This window comes from Salinibacterium sp. TMP30 (genome assembly GCF_038397785.1).
Lineage (GTDB): Bacteria > Actinomycetota > Actinomycetes > Actinomycetales > Microbacteriaceae > Rhodoglobus.
On sequence record NZ_CP151642.1, the window covers coordinates 2,484,761 to 2,501,185 of the forward strand.

16 protein-coding genes are annotated in these 16,425 nt (G+C 60.4%); 5 read left to right on the forward strand and 11 right to left on the reverse strand.

Annotated features, from left to right (window positions below):
* Positions 1-4: 4 nt before the first annotated feature.
* The 3 genes from AADH44_RS12070 to AADH44_RS12080 all read right to left on the reverse strand — a co-directional run bounded on the left by AADH44_RS12070 (position 5) and on the right by AADH44_RS12080 (position 5,910).
* Positions 5-1,153, reverse strand: a complete 1,149-nt coding sequence (locus tag AADH44_RS12070; protein ID WP_341953098.1) for a hypothetical protein — start codon at positions 1,151-1,153, stop codon at positions 5-7.
* A gap of 65 nt (positions 1,154-1,218) precedes the next feature.
* Positions 1,219-4,374, reverse strand: coding sequence for an efflux RND transporter permease subunit (locus AADH44_RS12075; RefSeq protein WP_341953099.1), 3,156 nt, complete (start codon positions 4,372-4,374; stop codon positions 1,219-1,221).
* Positions 4,375-4,488: 114 nt separating this feature from the next.
* Entirely contained in the window at positions 4,489-5,910 is a 1,422-nt protein-coding gene (locus AADH44_RS12080) for a PLP-dependent aminotransferase family protein (RefSeq protein WP_341953101.1), read from the reverse strand.
* A gap of 61 nt (positions 5,911-5,971) precedes the next feature.
* Here AADH44_RS12080 and AADH44_RS12085 point away from each other — a divergent pair, with 61 nt between their 5' ends.
* Positions 5,972-6,643, forward strand: a complete 672-nt coding sequence (locus AADH44_RS12085; RefSeq protein WP_341953103.1) for a hypothetical protein — start codon at positions 5,972-5,974, stop codon at positions 6,641-6,643.
* Here AADH44_RS12085 and AADH44_RS12090 read toward each other — a convergent pair.
* The 3 genes from AADH44_RS12090 to AADH44_RS12100 are packed head-to-tail and all read right to left on the reverse strand — an operon-like array spanning position 6,583 to position 9,046.
* On the reverse strand, positions 6,583-7,464 hold the full coding sequence (locus tag AADH44_RS12090; protein WP_341953105.1) for a carbohydrate kinase family protein: 882 nt from the start codon (positions 7,462-7,464) through the stop codon (positions 6,583-6,585). The two genes, AADH44_RS12085 and AADH44_RS12090, sit on opposite strands and share 61 nt — an antisense overlap.
* A 15-nt stretch (positions 7,465-7,479) precedes the next feature.
* Positions 7,480-8,391, reverse strand: a complete 912-nt coding sequence (locus AADH44_RS12095; RefSeq protein ID WP_341953106.1) for a pseudouridine-5'-phosphate glycosidase — start codon at positions 8,389-8,391, stop codon at positions 7,480-7,482.
* Between the two features lie 13 nt (positions 8,392-8,404).
* Positions 8,405-9,046 (reverse strand): hypothetical protein, encoded by a 642-nt coding sequence (locus AADH44_RS12100; RefSeq protein WP_341953107.1) that lies wholly within the window; start codon positions 9,044-9,046, stop codon positions 8,405-8,407.
* 98 nt (positions 9,047-9,144) lie between these two features.
* Between AADH44_RS12100 and AADH44_RS12105 the strand changes: the two genes are divergently transcribed.
* Positions 9,145-9,576, forward strand: coding sequence for a CrcB family protein (locus AADH44_RS12105; RefSeq protein ID WP_341953109.1), 432 nt, complete (start codon positions 9,145-9,147; stop codon positions 9,574-9,576).
* Positions 9,573-9,950 carry a fluoride efflux transporter CrcB gene (gene crcB, locus AADH44_RS12110; RefSeq protein ID WP_341953111.1) on the forward strand — a complete coding sequence of 126 codons (378 nt, stop codon included), beginning with the start codon at positions 9,573-9,575 and terminating at the stop codon, positions 9,948-9,950. Before AADH44_RS12105 ends, crcB begins: the two co-directional genes overlap by 4 nt.
* Before the next feature lie 81 nt (positions 9,951-10,031).
* Here crcB and AADH44_RS12115 read toward each other — a convergent pair whose 3' ends face one another.
* A complete protein-coding gene (locus AADH44_RS12115; protein WP_341953114.1) occupies positions 10,032-11,147 on the reverse strand; it encodes an FAD-dependent oxidoreductase in 1,116 nt (371 codons plus the stop codon).
* A gap of 155 nt (positions 11,148-11,302) precedes the next feature.
* On the opposite strand from AADH44_RS12115, the gene AADH44_RS12120 reads away from it, so the two are divergent.
* Complete coding sequence (locus AADH44_RS12120) at positions 11,303-11,524, forward strand: DUF3073 domain-containing protein (protein ID WP_341953115.1); 222 nt, start codon at positions 11,303-11,305, stop codon at positions 11,522-11,524.
* 173 nt (positions 11,525-11,697) lie between these two features.
* Here the strand turns inward: AADH44_RS12120 and AADH44_RS12125 are convergent, their stop codons facing one another.
* A complete protein-coding gene (locus tag AADH44_RS12125; protein WP_341953117.1) occupies positions 11,698-12,951 on the reverse strand; it encodes an aminotransferase class V-fold PLP-dependent enzyme in 1,254 nt (417 codons plus the stop codon).
* Positions 12,941-14,047 (reverse strand): phosphoribosylformylglycinamidine cyclo-ligase, encoded by a 1,107-nt coding sequence (purM, locus tag AADH44_RS12130; RefSeq protein ID WP_341953119.1) that lies wholly within the window; start codon positions 14,045-14,047, stop codon positions 12,941-12,943. Before purM ends, AADH44_RS12125 begins: the two co-directional genes overlap by 11 nt.
* Positions 14,048-14,164: 117 nt before the next feature.
* Here purM and purF point away from each other — a divergent pair, with 117 nt between their 5' ends.
* A complete protein-coding gene (purF, locus tag AADH44_RS12135) occupies positions 14,165-15,622 on the forward strand; it encodes an amidophosphoribosyltransferase (protein WP_341953121.1) in 1,458 nt (485 codons plus the stop codon).
* Positions 15,623-15,629: 7 nt separating this feature from the next.
* On the opposite strand, the gene AADH44_RS12140 is transcribed toward purF, so the two are convergent.
* Both AADH44_RS12140 and AADH44_RS12145 read right to left on the reverse strand, forming a co-directional pair.
* Entirely contained in the window at positions 15,630-16,040 is a 411-nt protein-coding gene (locus tag AADH44_RS12140) for a hypothetical protein (protein WP_341953123.1), read from the reverse strand.
* The gene (locus AADH44_RS12145; RefSeq protein WP_341953124.1) at positions 16,037-16,408 is read right to left on the reverse strand and encodes a sterol carrier family protein; all 372 of its coding nucleotides are present in this window, start codon (positions 16,406-16,408) and stop codon (positions 16,037-16,039) included. Before AADH44_RS12145 ends, AADH44_RS12140 begins: the two co-directional genes overlap by 4 nt.
* Positions 16,409-16,425: the final 17 nt, after the last annotated feature.

Sequence of the window (16,425 nt, forward strand, 5' to 3'; positions counted from 1 at the left end):
GGCACTATTTAACGTGTGAATTCACCGCAAACTGCAGCACGAACGTGTCAATCTGCTCTCCCACCGGCGCCAGCCACTCGCCCACCTCGCGCAGCAAATCGTCAGGGGTGACGAGTCGAACCGCATTCTGCGGATCAGTTGCGACCGTGAGCGGAGCATCCACCAGTCGGTGCACTACAGCCCACGAACGAATTGTGAGCTGGGGGCGATCTGCCGTGTATCGTTCGGCAGCTATCGCGGTGGTCACATTGATGTGTTCGTCTATCTTGCCGTCGCGCACAACGCAGCCCCAAGCATCCAACACATACTGACCGGGCGCCCATAGCAGGGAGTCAATGAACGCGATTTGGTTACCCGCGATAACAGCGTGCCCGACGTGTGCGGTGCGCGAACCCGGAAACGCAATGCCCTGAACGATAGTGACGCCTGGCATCCGCAAGAGCTGCTCAAGCAGCGGCGCACTCAGTCGCTCGGCGACCGCAAGTCGTCGCTCCAGTTCACCCGAATGCTCGTTGAGTACAACGTGCGCACCCGCGAAATAGCGCTCGCGCTGACCGTCAGGGAACACGGTCTGATTTGCCGTCGCAACGTTGCCGCGCCAGTGCGCAAAACTGCTGACCTGTGTATTCAGTTTTATCCAGACCGCAATCGCGAGAGCGACAAACACTGCTCCCACAATGAGCAACGGCAAATTGCTGAGCTGCGGGATGGTCGTGAAATCGGATGCGGAACTCTGGTTCATGAAGACAAGCACGCCGCCGACTACCAGACCGATAAGAGCAGTGACAGCAAAGAGCAAAAACATGACCCTGGCAACGCCGATCGCAAGATTGATCCTCGCCAGCCCCACCGCGATCAGGGCGATGACAAGTTCCGCCGCGATTGCGCCGAGAACCAGCTGCCAATTAGCATCAGCCGACGAGGCAGCGAGGTACTCGAGAAGGTAAACGGCAATACCCGCGACGGCCACAATCAGAAACAGCGCAAGGAGCACGTGCGTGATCGCCGTGAGCGGTGCGATTCGTGGCGGAGACTTCGGCCACACCGTCGGCTGATCGGCCCACCGTTTCTGAGCCCAGCCAAACTGTTCCGAACGCACAATCGGCACCGGAATTGATTGGCCTACCGTGCTCTTTGCCCCAGCAATATTCATGACAGAATCTCCATTTCCCCCGGATCAGCCTAGGGCATCCGAGGGAAATGGACGCAACCAATTTCTTAGCTCGTGGATCCTACAGCGCTCGGCTCACGGCCAGCTTTCTTGGCCGCGCGACGACTCTTGCGATCTGTTCCGGCGGTCCTGCGGTCTTCGCGACGTTCCTTCGCGCCCTCGACGAGATAGTAGAGAACGGGCAACACCACGAGGGTGAGCAGGGTCGACGAAACAAGTCCACCAATCACAATGATCGCGAGGGGTTGCGAAATGAATCCACCCTGACCGGTGAGACCAATGCCGAGCGGGAGGAGCGCAAAGATTGTTGCTGCCGCTGTCATCAGAATCGGGCGGAGTCGACGCGACGAACCCTCGATGATGGCCTCGCGAGCGCGCATACCCTTCACCCGGTACTGGTTGATGAGGTCAACGAGCACGATCGCGTTCGTGACGACGATACCGATAAGCATGAGTACACCGATCAGTGACGCAACGCCGAGCGGGATGCCCGAGATCACCTGGAGTGCAATCGCACCGGTCGCCGCGAATGGCACCGACACCAGCAACAGCAGAGGTTGGCGCAGGCTCTTGAAGGTCGCAACCATCACCACATAGACAATCAGGATAGCCACGAGAAGTGCCAACCCGAGTTGCTGGAACGCATCCGTCTGCTGGGTGGCAACACCACCCAGTTCAGCCGACGCACCCGCAGGCAGCTTCGCGTCATCAACTGCGGCAGCAACGAGAGCGGATGCCGTTCCCACGTCATCACTGCTGGGCGTCACGCTGAGTGTCGCACTGCGCACACCCTTCACCGAAGTGATGCTGGCGGGGCCATCCTCAACAGTCACCGCCGCCACATCAGTGAGCGGAACTAGCCCGACAGCGCTGGGGATCGAGAAGTTGCGCAACTCGTCCACTGTGACCGGTGCTGAATCGTTGAGGATATAAATCGAGAGCGTCGCTTCGTCAATCACTGCGCTACCGACCGCATTCGGGTTCATCGCGCCGGCAACAATCCCGCCAACAGCAATCTCACTCAATCCGAGCTTCGCCGCCTTATCGCGGTCAACCGCAACCTCAATGAATGGCTGCTGCTCCGACAGGTTGCTGGTGGCTTCGGCAACCACATCAAGGTCGCGCACCTGCATGAGCAGAGCATCCGATGCTTCGCGCAGCTCAGAATCACTGGTTGCGGTGATGTTGATCTCAATGTCGGTTGAGGCGAACCCACTGGATGCCGCCGCGAGAGTAACCTCACCCGCATCGTCGATCGTGGCAACAGCGTCACGTACCTTCGCTTGCAGTGCGACCTGGTCGACCGCGGGGTCAGTGGTGAGCGAGAACGTGCTCGACCCACTGCCGGAGAATGCGGCGCGAAGTGAGCCACCGCTGGAACCGATCGACAATTGAACGGTGTCAACGCCGTCGAGTCCGATCAGAACATCTTCGACCTTCTTTGCCGCTTCGTCGCGCGCCTCAAGGCTCGCGCCCAGGGGCAAGGTCTGACTGACCGTGAGCGTGTTCTGCCCGCTGTCTCCAATGAAGTTGGTCTTCATGAAGGGAACGAGGGCGACGGTTCCGCCAAGCAAAAGAACAGCGGTGAGGAGGGTCGCAACGGGGCGCTTCAGCGTCCACTTGATCACGGGGAGGTACCCACGTTGCAGCACAGTCGTCTTCTCCGCTTGGGGAAGACCGGCGGCGTGGGCGTGCTCGACAGCCTCTTCCGTGTGACGCGGCGCTGCCTTGTTTCCGAGGAACCAGTAAGCGAGCACGGGAACGATAGTGAGCGACACAAAGAGTGACGCGGAGAGTGCGATCGCGGTGGTTAGCGCGAACGGCCGGAACAGTTCACCGGTGATATCCCCGACGAGTGCCAGCGGCAAGAACACCGCAATGGTCGTCACCGTGGATGCCGTAATAGCACCAGCAACTTCCTTCACCGCAATCTGAATGGCTTGCAGTTTTGGCTCACCCATCGACACGTGCCGTTTGATGTTCTCGATGACCACAATCGAGTCATCCACTACTCGACCAATGGAGATGGTGAGCGCGCCGAGGGTGATGATGTTGAGGGTGTAGCCCGAAACCTGCATACCGATGAAAGTGATGAGCACGGATGCCGGAATCGAAATCGCGGTCACCAGCGTCGAACGAATCGAGAGCAGGAACACCAAGATCACGATCACGGCAAAGACGAGCCCCAGCAGGCCCTCAGTCGTCAAGCTGTTGATCGACTCTTGAATGAACGGCGCCTGGTCGAAGACAACCGTGAACTTCGTGTTACTGCCGAGGGCACTCTCAAGCTCGGGGATGAGATCGTTCACCGCTTGCGAAACAGCAACCGTGTTGCCCGCAGGGCTCTTCGTGATGGCAATGGTGAGTGCTGCGTCACCGTTAACTCTCGAGATTCCGGTAGCAGGATCGTCAATCACCTCGACGGTCGCGACATCATCGATCGTCACAACCTCGGTGTTGGTGCCACCGAGAAGCGGCAAGGAAGCAACCTCGTCAGACGACGAAATCCGCTGACCTGCCTGCACGGTGAGCGTCTCACCGTTCTCGGTGATCTCACCAGCGGGCAACAGCACACCATTGTCATCAAGTGCCGCAAGAATGTCTTGGTTGCTCAGCTCATTCGCAAAGAGCTTCTCCGGGTCGGGAGTGATAACCAGCCGCTGGGTTGACGTGCCCAGCAGACTTGCGTCACTGACGCCATCCAACTTATTGATATCGACCAGAGTGGACGCCTCAAGCTTGCGAGACAGCTCCTTGGCATCAAGATCGCTCGAGACAGCAATCTGCACGACCGGCAGATCGGTGAAGTTGAAGGTGAGCACCTGAGTTTGGGCGGAGTCAGGGAGTTGACCCGAGATCCGGTTGATGGCCAACTGAACTTTCTGCTCAGCGGTCGCAATATTGGTGCCGTAGGCGAACGCTGCGGAGATATTGGAGAAGTTAGAGTTCGACGTGGCCGTGGTGGACTCGAGGCCGGGAACACCCTGAATTGCGGCTTCGATCGGCGCCGAGAGATCCTTATCGACGACGGTAGGTGATGCGCCGGGGTACGTCGAGATGATGAAGATCTGCGGCAGCGACAACGATGGGATGAGCTCTTGCTTGAGCGACGTTAGCGCCACCCCTCCGAAAATTCCGATGACGATTGTGATGAGCGCGATGAGGGCTCGGTTGCGCAATGAGAAAACGGAGAGCAGGTGCACGAGGTAGCTTTCGTTGCTGTTAAACGTGGGTGCTGTGGCGAGTCCACAAACTGGTTACCCCAATTCTCGCAGGGTGTACCGAACTGCGCGTACTCTCGCGAGATTAGTTGTGAACTAAACGACGTTCGCCAGTTCGCTGCTTGCCGGCGAGAACGGATGCCGCATTACCGTCGACCAGGCGGCCGCCAGTGCCGAAACGCCCTGTTCCAATTCTGCGGCATTTCCGCTAAACGGAATGCGCAGGAATCGCTCGAAAGCCCCGTCCATGCCAAAGCGTGGACCCGCCGCGATGACGAGACCCTCATTGCGGGCCGCCAATACAAGTTGCGAGCTGACGGGCTGACCGAGCCCCACCCAGGCGGTCATTCCGCCGGGGGTGTGCGGCACATGCCAGGCCGGCAGTTGCTCCCGGAGGAGGGTGGTGAGGTGCTCGCGGCCAGCACGAAGTGACATGCGGCGGGCATCCAAAATCGCAGGGAAATCTTCGAGCACATTGGTGACAACAAGCTGTTCAAGCAATGGTGTGCCGAGGTCACCAGCCGACCGGGCACGGACGAGTTGGCGAATAGTGGCATGATCGGCACGAATCCAGCCGGTGCGCAGGCCACCCCACACGGTTTTGCCGACAGATCCTACCGAGATCGCGTTGCCATGAGCGGCAAACGGTAGCCGATTTCCGGTGCCATCGAGGTCGAGTTCGGCCATCGTTTCGTCAGCGATCACCGCGGTGCCGTGACGCGCGGCGAGCGAGAGCACCTTTGCGCGAAGTTCGTCGGGCATCGACTGACCCGTGGGGTTGTGAAAGTCGGGCATGAGATACGCGAGCGATGGGCTCGTTCGCTGGATGGCCTGTTCGACGGCGAGCGCATCCCAGCCCGTCTCCGTCGACACCCCCACCGGCACGAGTCGCGCCCCGGCAGCACGAAGGGCATCGAGAGCGTGCGGGTAGCTCGGGTTCTCCATCAGTGCGCGGTCGCCACGAGACATGAGCGTGCGCGAGATAAGAGCAATGGCGTGCTGGGCGCCGAGGGTGACCATGATCTGGTCTGGGCTCGTGGGCAGTCCACGATCGGCATAGCGCTGGGCGATGGCTTCACGCAGCACCGGGAGGCCGACCGGGTCGAACCCTGACTCCCCTAAGTAAGCCGGTAACTGTTCGGCCGCTCTCTGGGAGGCCGCAATCACTTCGGGCGCCGCCGCCATCGTCGACTTGCTGAAGTCGAGCATTTGCGGCGCGGCAGTGTCGGGAATCAGCATTGACCGGTGCGGCAGCTGCGCCACACTCCCCGAACCTCGGGTGCTTTCAACGTAGCCACCCTCGCGCAGTGAGGAGTAGGCAGCGGTCACCGTTGTGCGGCTCACACCGAGAGCGAGTGCCAGCTCGCGCTCAGCGGGCAAGCGCGTTGAGGTCAGGATGCGGCCATCCATAACCAGGAGACGGATGCGGTCGGCGACAGCAACATACGCCGACGTGGATGCTGCGGGTCGCCATTCGCCCATCATCACAACCAATGCGCGTGCGGAAAGGCTATTCATGATGCCAGAATAGCCGAATTGGCCTCTTGCTCAGAGTCCAATCAAGTAATTGGATACCCTTATGACTCCCCGCCTCATCATGGCTCGCCGCGTGGCCCAGCTCGCCTTTGGGCTCTTTTTCTACGGCTTCGCCATTGCACTCATGATCCGAGCCGAGATTGGAGTCGCACCATGGGACGTGCTCGGTCAAGGAGTCTCGCTCACGACCGGAATTCCTTTTGGCTTTGTCACCAACATCATTGGCCTGATCGTGCTGCTGCTGTGGATACCGATTCGCCAGAAACCCGGCATCGGCACCGTATTTAACGTTGCGCTTGTTGGGCCGAGCGCCCAAGTTGGACTCTGGATGCTGCCCGAAGTCGAAGGATTGTTCCTGCGTATCCTCCTTTTCATCGCCGGTCTCGCACTCCTCGGCATCGCCACGGGGCTGTATCTCGGTGCCCGCTTTGGGCCAGGCCCGCGCGATGGCCTGATGACGGGCATCCACCGCAAATTTGGCGGCAAGATTTGGATCGTGCGCAGCAGCATCGAACTTGTCGTGCTTACCATCGGTGCCGTTCTTGGCGGAAACCTTGGCTGGGGCACTCTCGCCTTCGCCCTGCTGATCGGCCCCATCGTGCACTTCACAATTCCGTGGCTCATGGTTCCAGCGGCGATCTCGCGTGATGCGGCTCAGTCGACCTGCCCAGCGGATGCCCCGGGTGAGCACAGCACTAGGGCGGCTGATGCATGACCGCCGACGCACGCGTGCCGCAGGTCATGAGTCGTGAGGAACGTGCTGAGAAATCCTGCGGCGAATGCGTCACCGGCGCCTGTGAGATCACGCACCTCTGGAACGGGCGGCACGGGAACCACTAACCGTTCTTCCCCCGGCCGGTGCACGACGGTCGGGTCGGCGCCTGCTTTGGTTACCATGACGGTGTTGGGTAGCTGGCTCGCGTGAGGGCCGGGTTGGCCGTCGACGGTGACCCCGAGGAACGCCATTTCGCTCTCATTTCCGATAAGGAAATCCGGGCGCAGCGCCGCCATCAGCTCGAGAAAACGTTCGACCCCATACTGGGCGAGCATGCCGATGGATGAGGCGTCGATGGAAACCAAAATACCCTTCTCTTTGGCGCGGCGGATCACATCGATCGTGGTGCTCCCCACCGGATCTCCGCTGAAGGAGTATGCCGGCACATGAAGAAGCTCAAGCCCGTCCAACCATTCGTCGGGAACCTCATCGAGCAGCTTTGCCGCTCCCCGGTTGGGCAGCATGCTCCGTTCGCCCGTCTGGTCAATCAGGATGACGATGGTTCCGGTGACATGCTTGCGCTGCACGCGAACGTCGACGCCGTCCGCCTCCAGATCGTGCACCAGCGAGTCACCGAGATGATCGTTCCCTACACATCCGATGAACCGGGTGGGGCCGAGTCGAGCGGCGAAGCTAGCCACATTCGCTGCGCTGCCTCCCCGGGTGTGGAAGATTTCGACTTCCGTGTCTGTCCCCTGTCTGAGAGGCTCAGCCAACCAGACGATTACGTCCTCGACAAGATCTCCGACTATTCCCAGCATGACGGTGTCTCGCCGTCAGCGGGTCAGCGCCGCGGCGACGAGACCACCGAGGGCGACGTTGCCGCGGTAGACCTCAACGTTGACGTCCAAACTGAGGCCGTTTGTGTCGCGCTGGATGAAGTCCAACAGAAACGGAGTTGACGCATTTCCGCTGATGCCCTGCTTCTCAGCTTCGGCCCAAGCACGCGTGAGGATGTCGTCGAGCTGTTCCGGCGGAAGCTGCTTGTCGGAAGCGACCGGGTTCGCGAGCAGTACCGACTGCGGAAGGCCAAGGTCATCACGAGCCTTGACGATCGCGGCGACCTCGTCGGGAGTGTCAACGGAGTAACCAATGGTGAAGCCTGAGTCAGTGACGTAGAAGCCCGGGTAGTGGGTGGTGCCGTAGCCAATGACCGGGATGTTCAGGGTCTCGAAACGCTCAAGGGTGGCCGGAATATCGAGAATGGACTTAACGCCAGCGCTGATCACGAGAATCGGAATTTGGGCCAGGGTGGTCAGATCCGCTGACTCGTCGAAGGTTTCGGCCGCACCGTGGTGCACGCCGCCGAGGCCGCCGGTAGAAAAAACCCTGATGCCAGCGTGGTGGGCAAGAAAAGCAGTCGCCGCGACCGTCGTGCCGCCGTGCTTGCGTAGTGCGCACACAACGGGCAGGTCGCGGAGGCTGACCTTGGCGATGTCATCCGTGTGGGAAAGCGTCGTAATCTGCTCGGTGCTGAGGCCCACGGTCGGAACGCCGTTGAACACACCAATGGTGGCGGGTGTGACGCCCTGAGCCCGAAGACCAGCCTCTGCCTCAAGTGCGACCTCAAGGTTGCGAGGGCGAGGAAGTCCGTGGGTAAAAATGGTGGACTCGAGTGCGACGACGGGTCGGTTGTCGCGGACAGCGTCCTGAACTTCTTGGGCAACATGGATGACGGGGTGCGACATGGCCGATCTCTCTCTATTCGCTGAACTGCACTGGCACGTAGACATCCTGCACACGATCGTTGAGGGCGGTGTGGTCGTTACGGGTATAGATTCCGCACGCATTCGTGATGCAGTCAGCATCTTCGCCCAGCGGGTCGCCCAGCTCGAGGTACGCCGTGAAAGCACCCGCGGACGCGTCGTCATAGCTGCGAGCGCCAAACAGCCGCCACGCCCAGTCGGCATTGATCCAATTGCTCGGAGCCCACTGCACAGTGCCGGCGGTGACGTCTTCCTGTTGTTGACTGGGAACGCCGCCAATACACGGGCCAGGCTTGTCAGCGGCAGTCTCGGGGATGACACACACGGCAACGTAGACGCCCTGCGAGCCGTCATACCCGGTGCCACTCACGACAACACGTTCACCACGAACGAGAGCGTCGGTTTCGATCGGTTCGCCGTTTTCGCCCGCAACGCTGAGCGTTCGCGTTCGCCCGTCGTCACCCGCCGCCGACACCGAGAGCGGCCACTCTTCCTCAGTTTGTTGCTGGTTCGACTGCCCGGCACTCTCATGCGTGAGAATCGGAACCACGATGATGGCAACCGGCACGAGAAGAACCACAACAACAACCAGTACGATCCACGGCCACAGGCGGCGGCGTGACCTGGTGCGGGGCATGGGCCAAGTCTAAGGCCGCAATACTCCGCGACAGGGGGTCGTCTTGTCATAAGGTGACAGTGCGGGCCAACCGCCACGAACCACCGAAAGGGCACGCAATGATTCGGGACCTTGCTGCTGTTGCCGTTGGCGGCGCACTCGGCACGGGATTGCGCTTCGCCCTCGATCTTGCGTTCGCAACCGGCGACGGCCTATTTCCTGTCTCGACCCTCCTCGCCAACATTCTGGGAAGCTTCATGCTCGCGCTCATCGTTGCCGAACTGTGGGAGCGATCACCCTCCTGGGTGCGTGCCGGCCTCGGCGCAGGATTGCTCGGCTCGTTCACCACATTCTCGGCACTAGCCATCGCCGTCGTGCACCTGACCGGGGTTGACCAGTGGGTGCTCGCCGTCATCTACTTGGCCGCAACGATGGTGCTGGGGCTTGCCGCCGCAGCCTTTGGGCTGTGGCTGGGTTCGCGCCGTGCTCGCCGGTTGGGCGCCGCCGAACTCGACAGCGACACGGTGCAAGAAGAAATGATGACCGAATGACCGGCGGAGTAGTCGCAGCAATCCTTATCGCTGGTGCGGCCGGCTCAATCCTGCGATACCTGACCACACGCGCTTTTGCCTCCACAACGCAATTCCCGTGGGCCGTGCTCGTTGTCAACGCAATCGGGTCAGCGCTCGGCGGCATGCTTGCCGGGCTGGCGCACATCGGAACCATCGACCCGAACCTCGAAGTCATACTGCTCACCGGGCTTTGTGGCGGACTCACCACCTTCAGCACCCTCAGCGTCGAGACGATTCAACTCGCGACGCTCAAGCGAGTTCGCGTAGCGCTGCTCAACGTCGCAGCCAACCTGATCGTGGGTATTGGTGCTGCGGCAGCAACCTACTTCTGGTTGATTGCTCTCGCGACTTAACTGCTCGACTCTGGGTGTCAAGCACCGGAACCGAGAAGCTAACGCCAGCACCGAGCCCGAACACCGCGGTGAGTGCGGCCGCTAGTGCTTCATCGCCTGAATCTTGCTGAGGGTCGCGATGACCTGTCGGGCGATCATCCGCCCCGCTCGGTTTGCACCGATTGTGGATGCCTGGGGTCCATAGCCGGCAAAGAACACTCGGGGATCTTTCCACGCGACTCCCTGCCCCACCGAAACACCGCCCTCTTTCTCGCGCAGCTTCAACGGGGCAAGGTGGCGAAGTTCTGGGCGGAATCCTGTTGACCAGATGATGACATCCGCCTGCTGGAAGGCACCGTCTTTCCAGCGCACCCCATCGGGCTCAATGCTGGAGAACATTGGGCGTGGAGTGAGCACGCCCCTTTCGATACCGGCTTGAATCCGTCTGGTGCGGGGCACGCCGGTGCCACTGACAATACTGGGAAGCGCTCGACCCGCGCGTGCCGCCTCATCTTGGATCTGTACTGCTTCTTTGCGCGCCTCAAGGTTGAGTCCACCATCTTCGAGAAAATCTATGGGGCGTCGGCTTACCCAAGTGAGATTCTTTGCCAAGTTTTCGAGTTCGAGCAAGAAGCCAATCGCTGAGGTTCCGCCCCCGACCACAACAACACTCTGGTCGGTGAATTCGCGCGCGCTCTTGTATTCGCTCGTATGGAGGTGCCGACCCTCGAATGATTTGAGCCCCGGGTACCAGGGGATAAATGGTGCGCCCCAGGTGCCAGTCGCGTTGACGACCGTTGTGGTGCTGACAGTTTTGGTTTCTTCACCATCGAGAGTGAAGATGACATTGAGGTGGTCGCCGTCGTTTTCCACAGAAATTACGTCAGCGTTGCGAACGACATGGAAGTTGTAGTGCTTCTCGTATTCGCGGTAGTAGTCCGAGACCACTTTTTTTGCCGGCATGTGTTTGTCGGCGGTGTCAAAACTCAAACCCAACTCGTCGAGTCCCGGCAGATCGTTGATGCGGTGGGCTGATCCGATGCGCAAAGCTTCCCAACGGAACTGCCACGCACCGCCCGCATCGGGGCCCCGGTCGAGCACAACAAAGTCGTTGCCAGGATCAAGCCCGAGTCGGCGCAAGTAGTAGGCAACAGAGAGGCCCGCTTGCCCAGCACCAATGACGACAACAGAGGTGTCGGTGTCGGTAGTGGATGTCACGGGCTAACGTTACCCGCCCTAGGCCACCCTGTGCATGGCCCACAAAGAGATAGGTAACCCTCGTGCTAAACTGTGGTTTAGTTTTCATCCATCCCTGTTCGCTCGTTCGCTGACCACCGTCGGTGCACCGGGACAGAAGCATGAGGGGGTCTCGCATGGGACGCGGCCGTCAGAAGGCAAAGCACACCAAAGTCGCACGGGATTTGAAGTACTTCAGCCCAGACACGAACTATGGCGCGCTTGCTCGAGAATTGAGTGGGTCAGATAGCACCGCTCCTGTCTCCGAAGATAGCGAAAAGTGGCCAGAATACTCCGCAGGAGATACCTCCAGCGATGAGTACGAAGCCGAAGACGACGAGGAAACTCGCAGCGCCTAACAGCCGTCTTCACTAAGCACAGAGATTTATCAGTACAGAAATTTATTAGTACAGAGATTTATCAGCATAGAAATCTGACAGAAACGACGAGCACCTAACCCCCAACTGGGGCCGGGCGCTCGCCTTTTTCTCGCCCGAGAGCGTGCATCAGAGCAGCGCATGAAGCTGCGCGGCTAGCCTTCGCGCGCCCAACTCACGAGCGTCGGCACAACATCTTCGGCGAAGCGCTCGTAGTCGTCTGGGCTGTTGTAGGCGTGCGCGGCGAGCCGGAGGTAGCCGGTGTCGCGCCAATTCGTCACTTGAGTTTCGAATCCCAGTTCGTCACTGATTCGTTGACGCACGATTTGCGCATCGGGGCCGGTGGCACCCAGCGTGCCGGGCAACCTCAGCAGACGCATACCGGGAGCCGGCATGCCGACATCCACTCGTGACTCCTCGCCCGAAGCGGTATCGAGCGCGTCGGCAACGATCGGGGTGGCATAGTCGAGCAGCGACCCAATGTACGAACGAATGGAGTCCCAGCCAATGCGCTCATCGAGCCCCCTGATGGAATCGACGCTCGCTAGGTAGGGCGTGTAGTCGATCGTGCCCTGGTGGTCGAAGCGGCCGGGGAACGGTTCATCCATTCCCCACGAGTCGATAACCGGGTAGAGATTCTTCGCGAATTTCTTCTCCGCCACCAACACTGCTGTGCCGCGGAAGCCGCACGCGAACTTGTGTATGTTGCCCACCCACGCGGATGCAGCAACACCTTCTGCAGGTCGGTGCTGCACGCCGGGGGCGTGGGCGGCATCCACGAGCAGGGGCACTCCGTGCTGCTGGGCGAGTTCGGCGAGCGCCGCCGCCGGAAACTCGCGCGCGGTCGGAGAACTTGAGGCGTCAATGACGAGGCCGGCCGGTTTTTTGGCCAGGGCTTTGCCAAACACGGTGAGGATCTCATCCGCAGTTGCGTCAAGTTCGATGCGCACCGTGCGCACCTTGGCACCGCGCTGGCGGGCTTCACGTCGCGCGGAGAAAGCGACGGCGCCGTACGCGTGGTCGGTGATGATTATCTCGTCACCAGCCCCTAAACCGAGTGCGCGAATCGACGCCGTCATTCCGGCACTGGCGTTGGGGACGAAACCGAACTGGTCGGCATCCACACCAATGAAATCGGCAAGGTCGGCTCGGGCCTGCGCGACGCGGGCTGGTGCCGACATGAACCAGCGTTGAGGGGCGCTCTCAGCTTCTTGCAGGTAGGCCATGCGGCGGAGCTGGGCAAAGACGGGCACTGCCCCGAACGAGCCGTGATTGATGTGACGCCACCGCGAGTTAAGACTCCAGAGTGCTGCGGCGGGCGAGCCGTCGTGTGCCTCAAGTGGTTCAGGGCGCACGGTCTTTGCTGGCGCGGGGCCAGTCTCGGCAGTGTCGGGTTGCTTAGTTGCCATAGCGCCCATTCAAGCGCACGGCACCACCATTCACCCCCTTGGCACCCTGTTCGAATCCAGAGAGGTCTTGCACAGACATCGAAACTCGGCCGACTTCCCAGGAGGGGATGCCGTCGACGGTCAGCGCAGCAATTGTTGCGTCAGCAGAGTCGGCCGCCACAATCGCGATCATTCCGATGCCCAAGTTCCAGGTTCCTTCGGCACTTTCGAGGGTGGAACCAGCCAAATCTGAGAGCACACGGAAGACGCTCGGCGGCGACCAGGTCGATCGCTCAACTTCTACCCATGAGCCGAGGGGCAGCACGCGGGCGAGGTTGGCAGCAATTCCGCCGCCGGTGACATGGCTGAGGGCGTGAACCGCACCGGGTTGTGCACTAAGGAGGTTGAGCAGTGGAGTCGTGTAGAGGCGAGTGGGCTCGAGGAGCACTTCACCGACGATTCCGCCGAGGTCGTCAAGGCGGTCGGTGTAGCCGATCTTGTTGTTGACCAAGATGTGGCGTACGAGTGAGAAACCATTGGAATGGATGCCCGACGATTCCATCGCGATCACGACGTCGCCCTCGGTGACGAGGTGGGGGCCGAGCTGGGCATCCGCCTCAACAACACCGGTAGCAGCACCGGCAACGTCGTAGTCGTCGGGGCCAAGAAGGCCGGGGTGTTCTGCGGTTTCTCCGCCAACGAGAGCTGTGCCGGTAGCGGCGCATCCACGAGCGATTCCCGCAACGATGTCGGCGATTCGGGCGGGCACAACCTTGCCGCACGCAATGTAGTCGGTCATGAAGAGGGGCTTAGCGCCCACAACGACAATGTCATCAACGACCATGCCCACGAGGTCTTGGCCGATGGTGTCGTGCTTGTCGAGTGCCTGAGCGATCGCGACCTTGGTGCCCACACCATCCGTCGACGTTGCCAGCAGGGGGCGGGTGTATGACTTCAGAAACGAGACATCGAAGAGTCCGGCAAAGCCGCCGACGCCCCCAAGAACGTTCGGACCGTGAGTGGCGCTGACAGCCGACTTCATCAGTTCGACGGCAAGATCGCCGGCTGCGGTATCGACGCCGGCTGCGGCATAACTGGAGGAAGAGTTCTCGGTCACGGCTCAAGCGTACCGGTCTGCGGTTGCCTGCAGGCGGCACTACAGCTGGGGTATGAGAAACTAGATCGTACTCACACCGGGTACGGTCTCTTCGACCTCAGGGAGCCACGCGAAAGCATGTGCGGCATTGTCGGTATCGTCTCGTCTCAACCCGTCAACCAGCAGGTCTACGACGCACTGCTGCTCCTGCAGCACCGCGGTCAAGACTCCACGGGAATCGCCACTGCCGACGGCAGCACCCTGCACTTGCAGAAAGCAAACGGTCAAGTGCGAGAGGCGTACCGCACTCGCGATATGCGTAACCTCGTCGGAACGTCGGGCCTCGGGCATGTTCGTTACGCCACGAAGGGCAATGCTTTCAATGAGAATGAAGCGCAGCCGTTCTATGTGAACGCGCCCTACGGCATCATCCTCGTTCACAACGGCAACCTCACGAACACGCAGCAGCTCACCGATGAACTATTCCGCATTGACCGCCGTCACCTCAACACCACGAGTGACACCGAACTTCTCGTGAACGTGCTGGCCAACGAACTTCAAGAGCAAGTATCGGGCCTTGATCTTGACCCCGAGCAGGTCTTCACCGCCATCTCCCGCGTACACGACCGTGTTGAGGGTTCCTATGCCGCGATTGCTCTGATCGCTGGCCACGGCTTGCTCGCCTTCCGTGACCCCTACGGCATCCGCCCCCTCGTTTTGGGCCGACGCCAGACTGGTCTCGTGGGCAACGAATGGATTGTGGCATCCGAATCTCTCGTTCTCGAAAGCGCCGGTTACGAACTGGTTCGGGATGTCGCCCCCGGCGAAGCAATCTTCATTACGCCCGACGGTGAGATGTTCTCGAAGCAGTGCGCGAAAGCACCCGTGCTGATTCCGTGCTCGTTCGAATACGTCTATCTCGCTCGCCCCGACTCGATCATGAACGGCATCTCGGTTTACGAGGCTCGCCTGCGTCTGGGCAACAAGCTGGCCGACACCATCGCCAAGTACACACCCATGGGTGATATCGACGTTGTTATGCCGATTCCAGATTCCGCACGACCCGCAGCAATGCAGGTCGCCCAGAAACTGGGTGTCGAATACCGCGAAGGTTTCTACAAGAACCGTTACGTCGGGCGCACCTTCATCATGCCCGGTCAGGCCGAACGCAAGAAAAGCGTCAAGCAGAAGCTCAACGCGATGGGCAGCGAGTTCAAGGGCAAGAACATCCTGATCGTCGACGACTCGATTGTGCGCGGCACCACCTCAAAAGAGATTGTGCAGATGGCCCGTGAAGCCGGAGCAAACAAGGTAACCTTCACGTCGGCAGCACCACCCGTACGTTTCCCTCACGTCTATGGCATCAACATGCCGACCCGCGCAGAACTTGTCGGTCATGGCCGCAAGATTCCTGAGATCGCGATGGAGTTGGGTGCCGATGCACTCATCTATCAAGAGGTTGAAGACATGCAAGCCGCGATCATCGAAGGCTCGCAGGTGACGTCGCTCGAAATGAGTTGCTTCACTGGCGACTACATTTCAGGCAACATCACGCCCGCGTACCTCGATTGGCTCGAAAAAACCCAACTGAGCTAGGCGGCTGCTATTCGAGCGTGCCCTCATACGATTCTGGTTCAACCGTTTCGTGTTCGACGGTTGCTGCGCGTGAGCGAGCAATCGATACCCGGTCGAGGATGAGCACGACGAGCGCGCCCAGAGCGACACCCGCGGGGATACCAAACAGGCTGAAATACCCGAAGAGCGCACCGAAACCCACTACAGGGTCGACGGGGAACGCCATCGTGAGAATGAAGGTCACGATGGCGCCGACGCCGCCGCCAATGATCAGGAAGGGCGCAAACTTGGGTGCGCGACGAATCCTTACGTTGCCAGATTCCACCGAGCTTGTCAGTGCGGGCTCGCGAATCTCGGCCACCTCAGGCTGCTGCTCGACGGCGTGCTCGGGCTGCTGCGGTTCGGATGCCGCGGACTGGTCTTCTGGCGTTGTGCTCACGGAGCTATTCTCTCCCACGCCAGCGGTAAGTATTCACTGAGGTCGGCGCGCGAACCCGACGCACTGATATCGCCAGAGTCGAGAGCTTCGGCCCATTGGCGCGTTCCGGTCGCCAGTGCGATCCAGGTTTCGGCATCCATTTCAACAACATTGGGTGGTGTGCCACGAGTGTGGTTGGGGCCCTCAATTGCCTGCACGGCTCCATGGGGTGGAACTCGCACTTCTACGGAGTTGCCTTCGGCGTCTCTGCCCAGAACCTGCAAGAGATAGCGCACGGCGGTGGCAGTCGCATCGCGATCGGCTCTACCGTCTTGGACCATTCGAATGCTTGCTTCGCCAGCAATTGCGGCAATCTTCAGCTGTGCCATGGCTTAACGCTAGCAAG

Excerpts from the sequence above, each read along its gene's own strand:
- AADH44_RS12120 (WP_341953115.1), top strand. The coding sequence starts at position 11,303 with ATGGGACGCGGCCGTCAGAAGGCAAAGCACACCAAAGTCGCACGGGAT.
- AADH44_RS12145 (WP_341953124.1), bottom strand. The coding sequence starts at position 16,408 with ATGGCACAGCTGAAGATTGCCGCAATTGCTGGCGAAGCAAGCATTCGA.
- AADH44_RS12100 (WP_341953107.1), bottom strand. The coding sequence starts at position 9,046 with ATGCCCCGCACCAGGTCACGCCGCCGCCTGTGGCCGTGGATCGTACTG.
- AADH44_RS12125 (WP_341953117.1), bottom strand. The coding sequence starts at position 12,951 with ATGGCAACTAAGCAACCCGACACTGCCGAGACTGGCCCCGCGCCAGCA.
- AADH44_RS12085 (WP_341953103.1), top strand. The coding sequence starts at position 5,972 with ATGACTCCCCGCCTCATCATGGCTCGCCGCGTGGCCCAGCTCGCCTTT.
- AADH44_RS12105 (WP_341953109.1), top strand. The coding sequence starts at position 9,145 with ATGATTCGGGACCTTGCTGCTGTTGCCGTTGGCGGCGCACTCGGCACG.
- AADH44_RS12080 (WP_341953101.1), bottom strand. The coding sequence starts at position 5,910 with ATGAATAGCCTTTCCGCACGCGCATTGGTTGTGATGATGGGCGAATGG.
- purF (WP_341953121.1), top strand. The coding sequence starts at position 14,165 with ATGTGCGGCATTGTCGGTATCGTCTCGTCTCAACCCGTCAACCAGCAG.
- AADH44_RS12095 (WP_341953106.1), bottom strand. The coding sequence starts at position 8,391 with ATGTCGCACCCCGTCATCCATGTTGCCCAAGAAGTTCAGGACGCTGTC.
- AADH44_RS12090 (WP_341953105.1), bottom strand. The coding sequence starts at position 7,464 with ATGCTGGGAATAGTCGGAGATCTTGTCGAGGACGTAATCGTCTGGTTG.
- AADH44_RS12070 (WP_341953098.1), bottom strand. The coding sequence starts at position 1,153 with ATGAATATTGCTGGGGCAAAGAGCACGGTAGGCCAATCAATTCCGGTG.
- crcB (WP_341953111.1), top strand. The coding sequence starts at position 9,573 with ATGACCGGCGGAGTAGTCGCAGCAATCCTTATCGCTGGTGCGGCCGGC.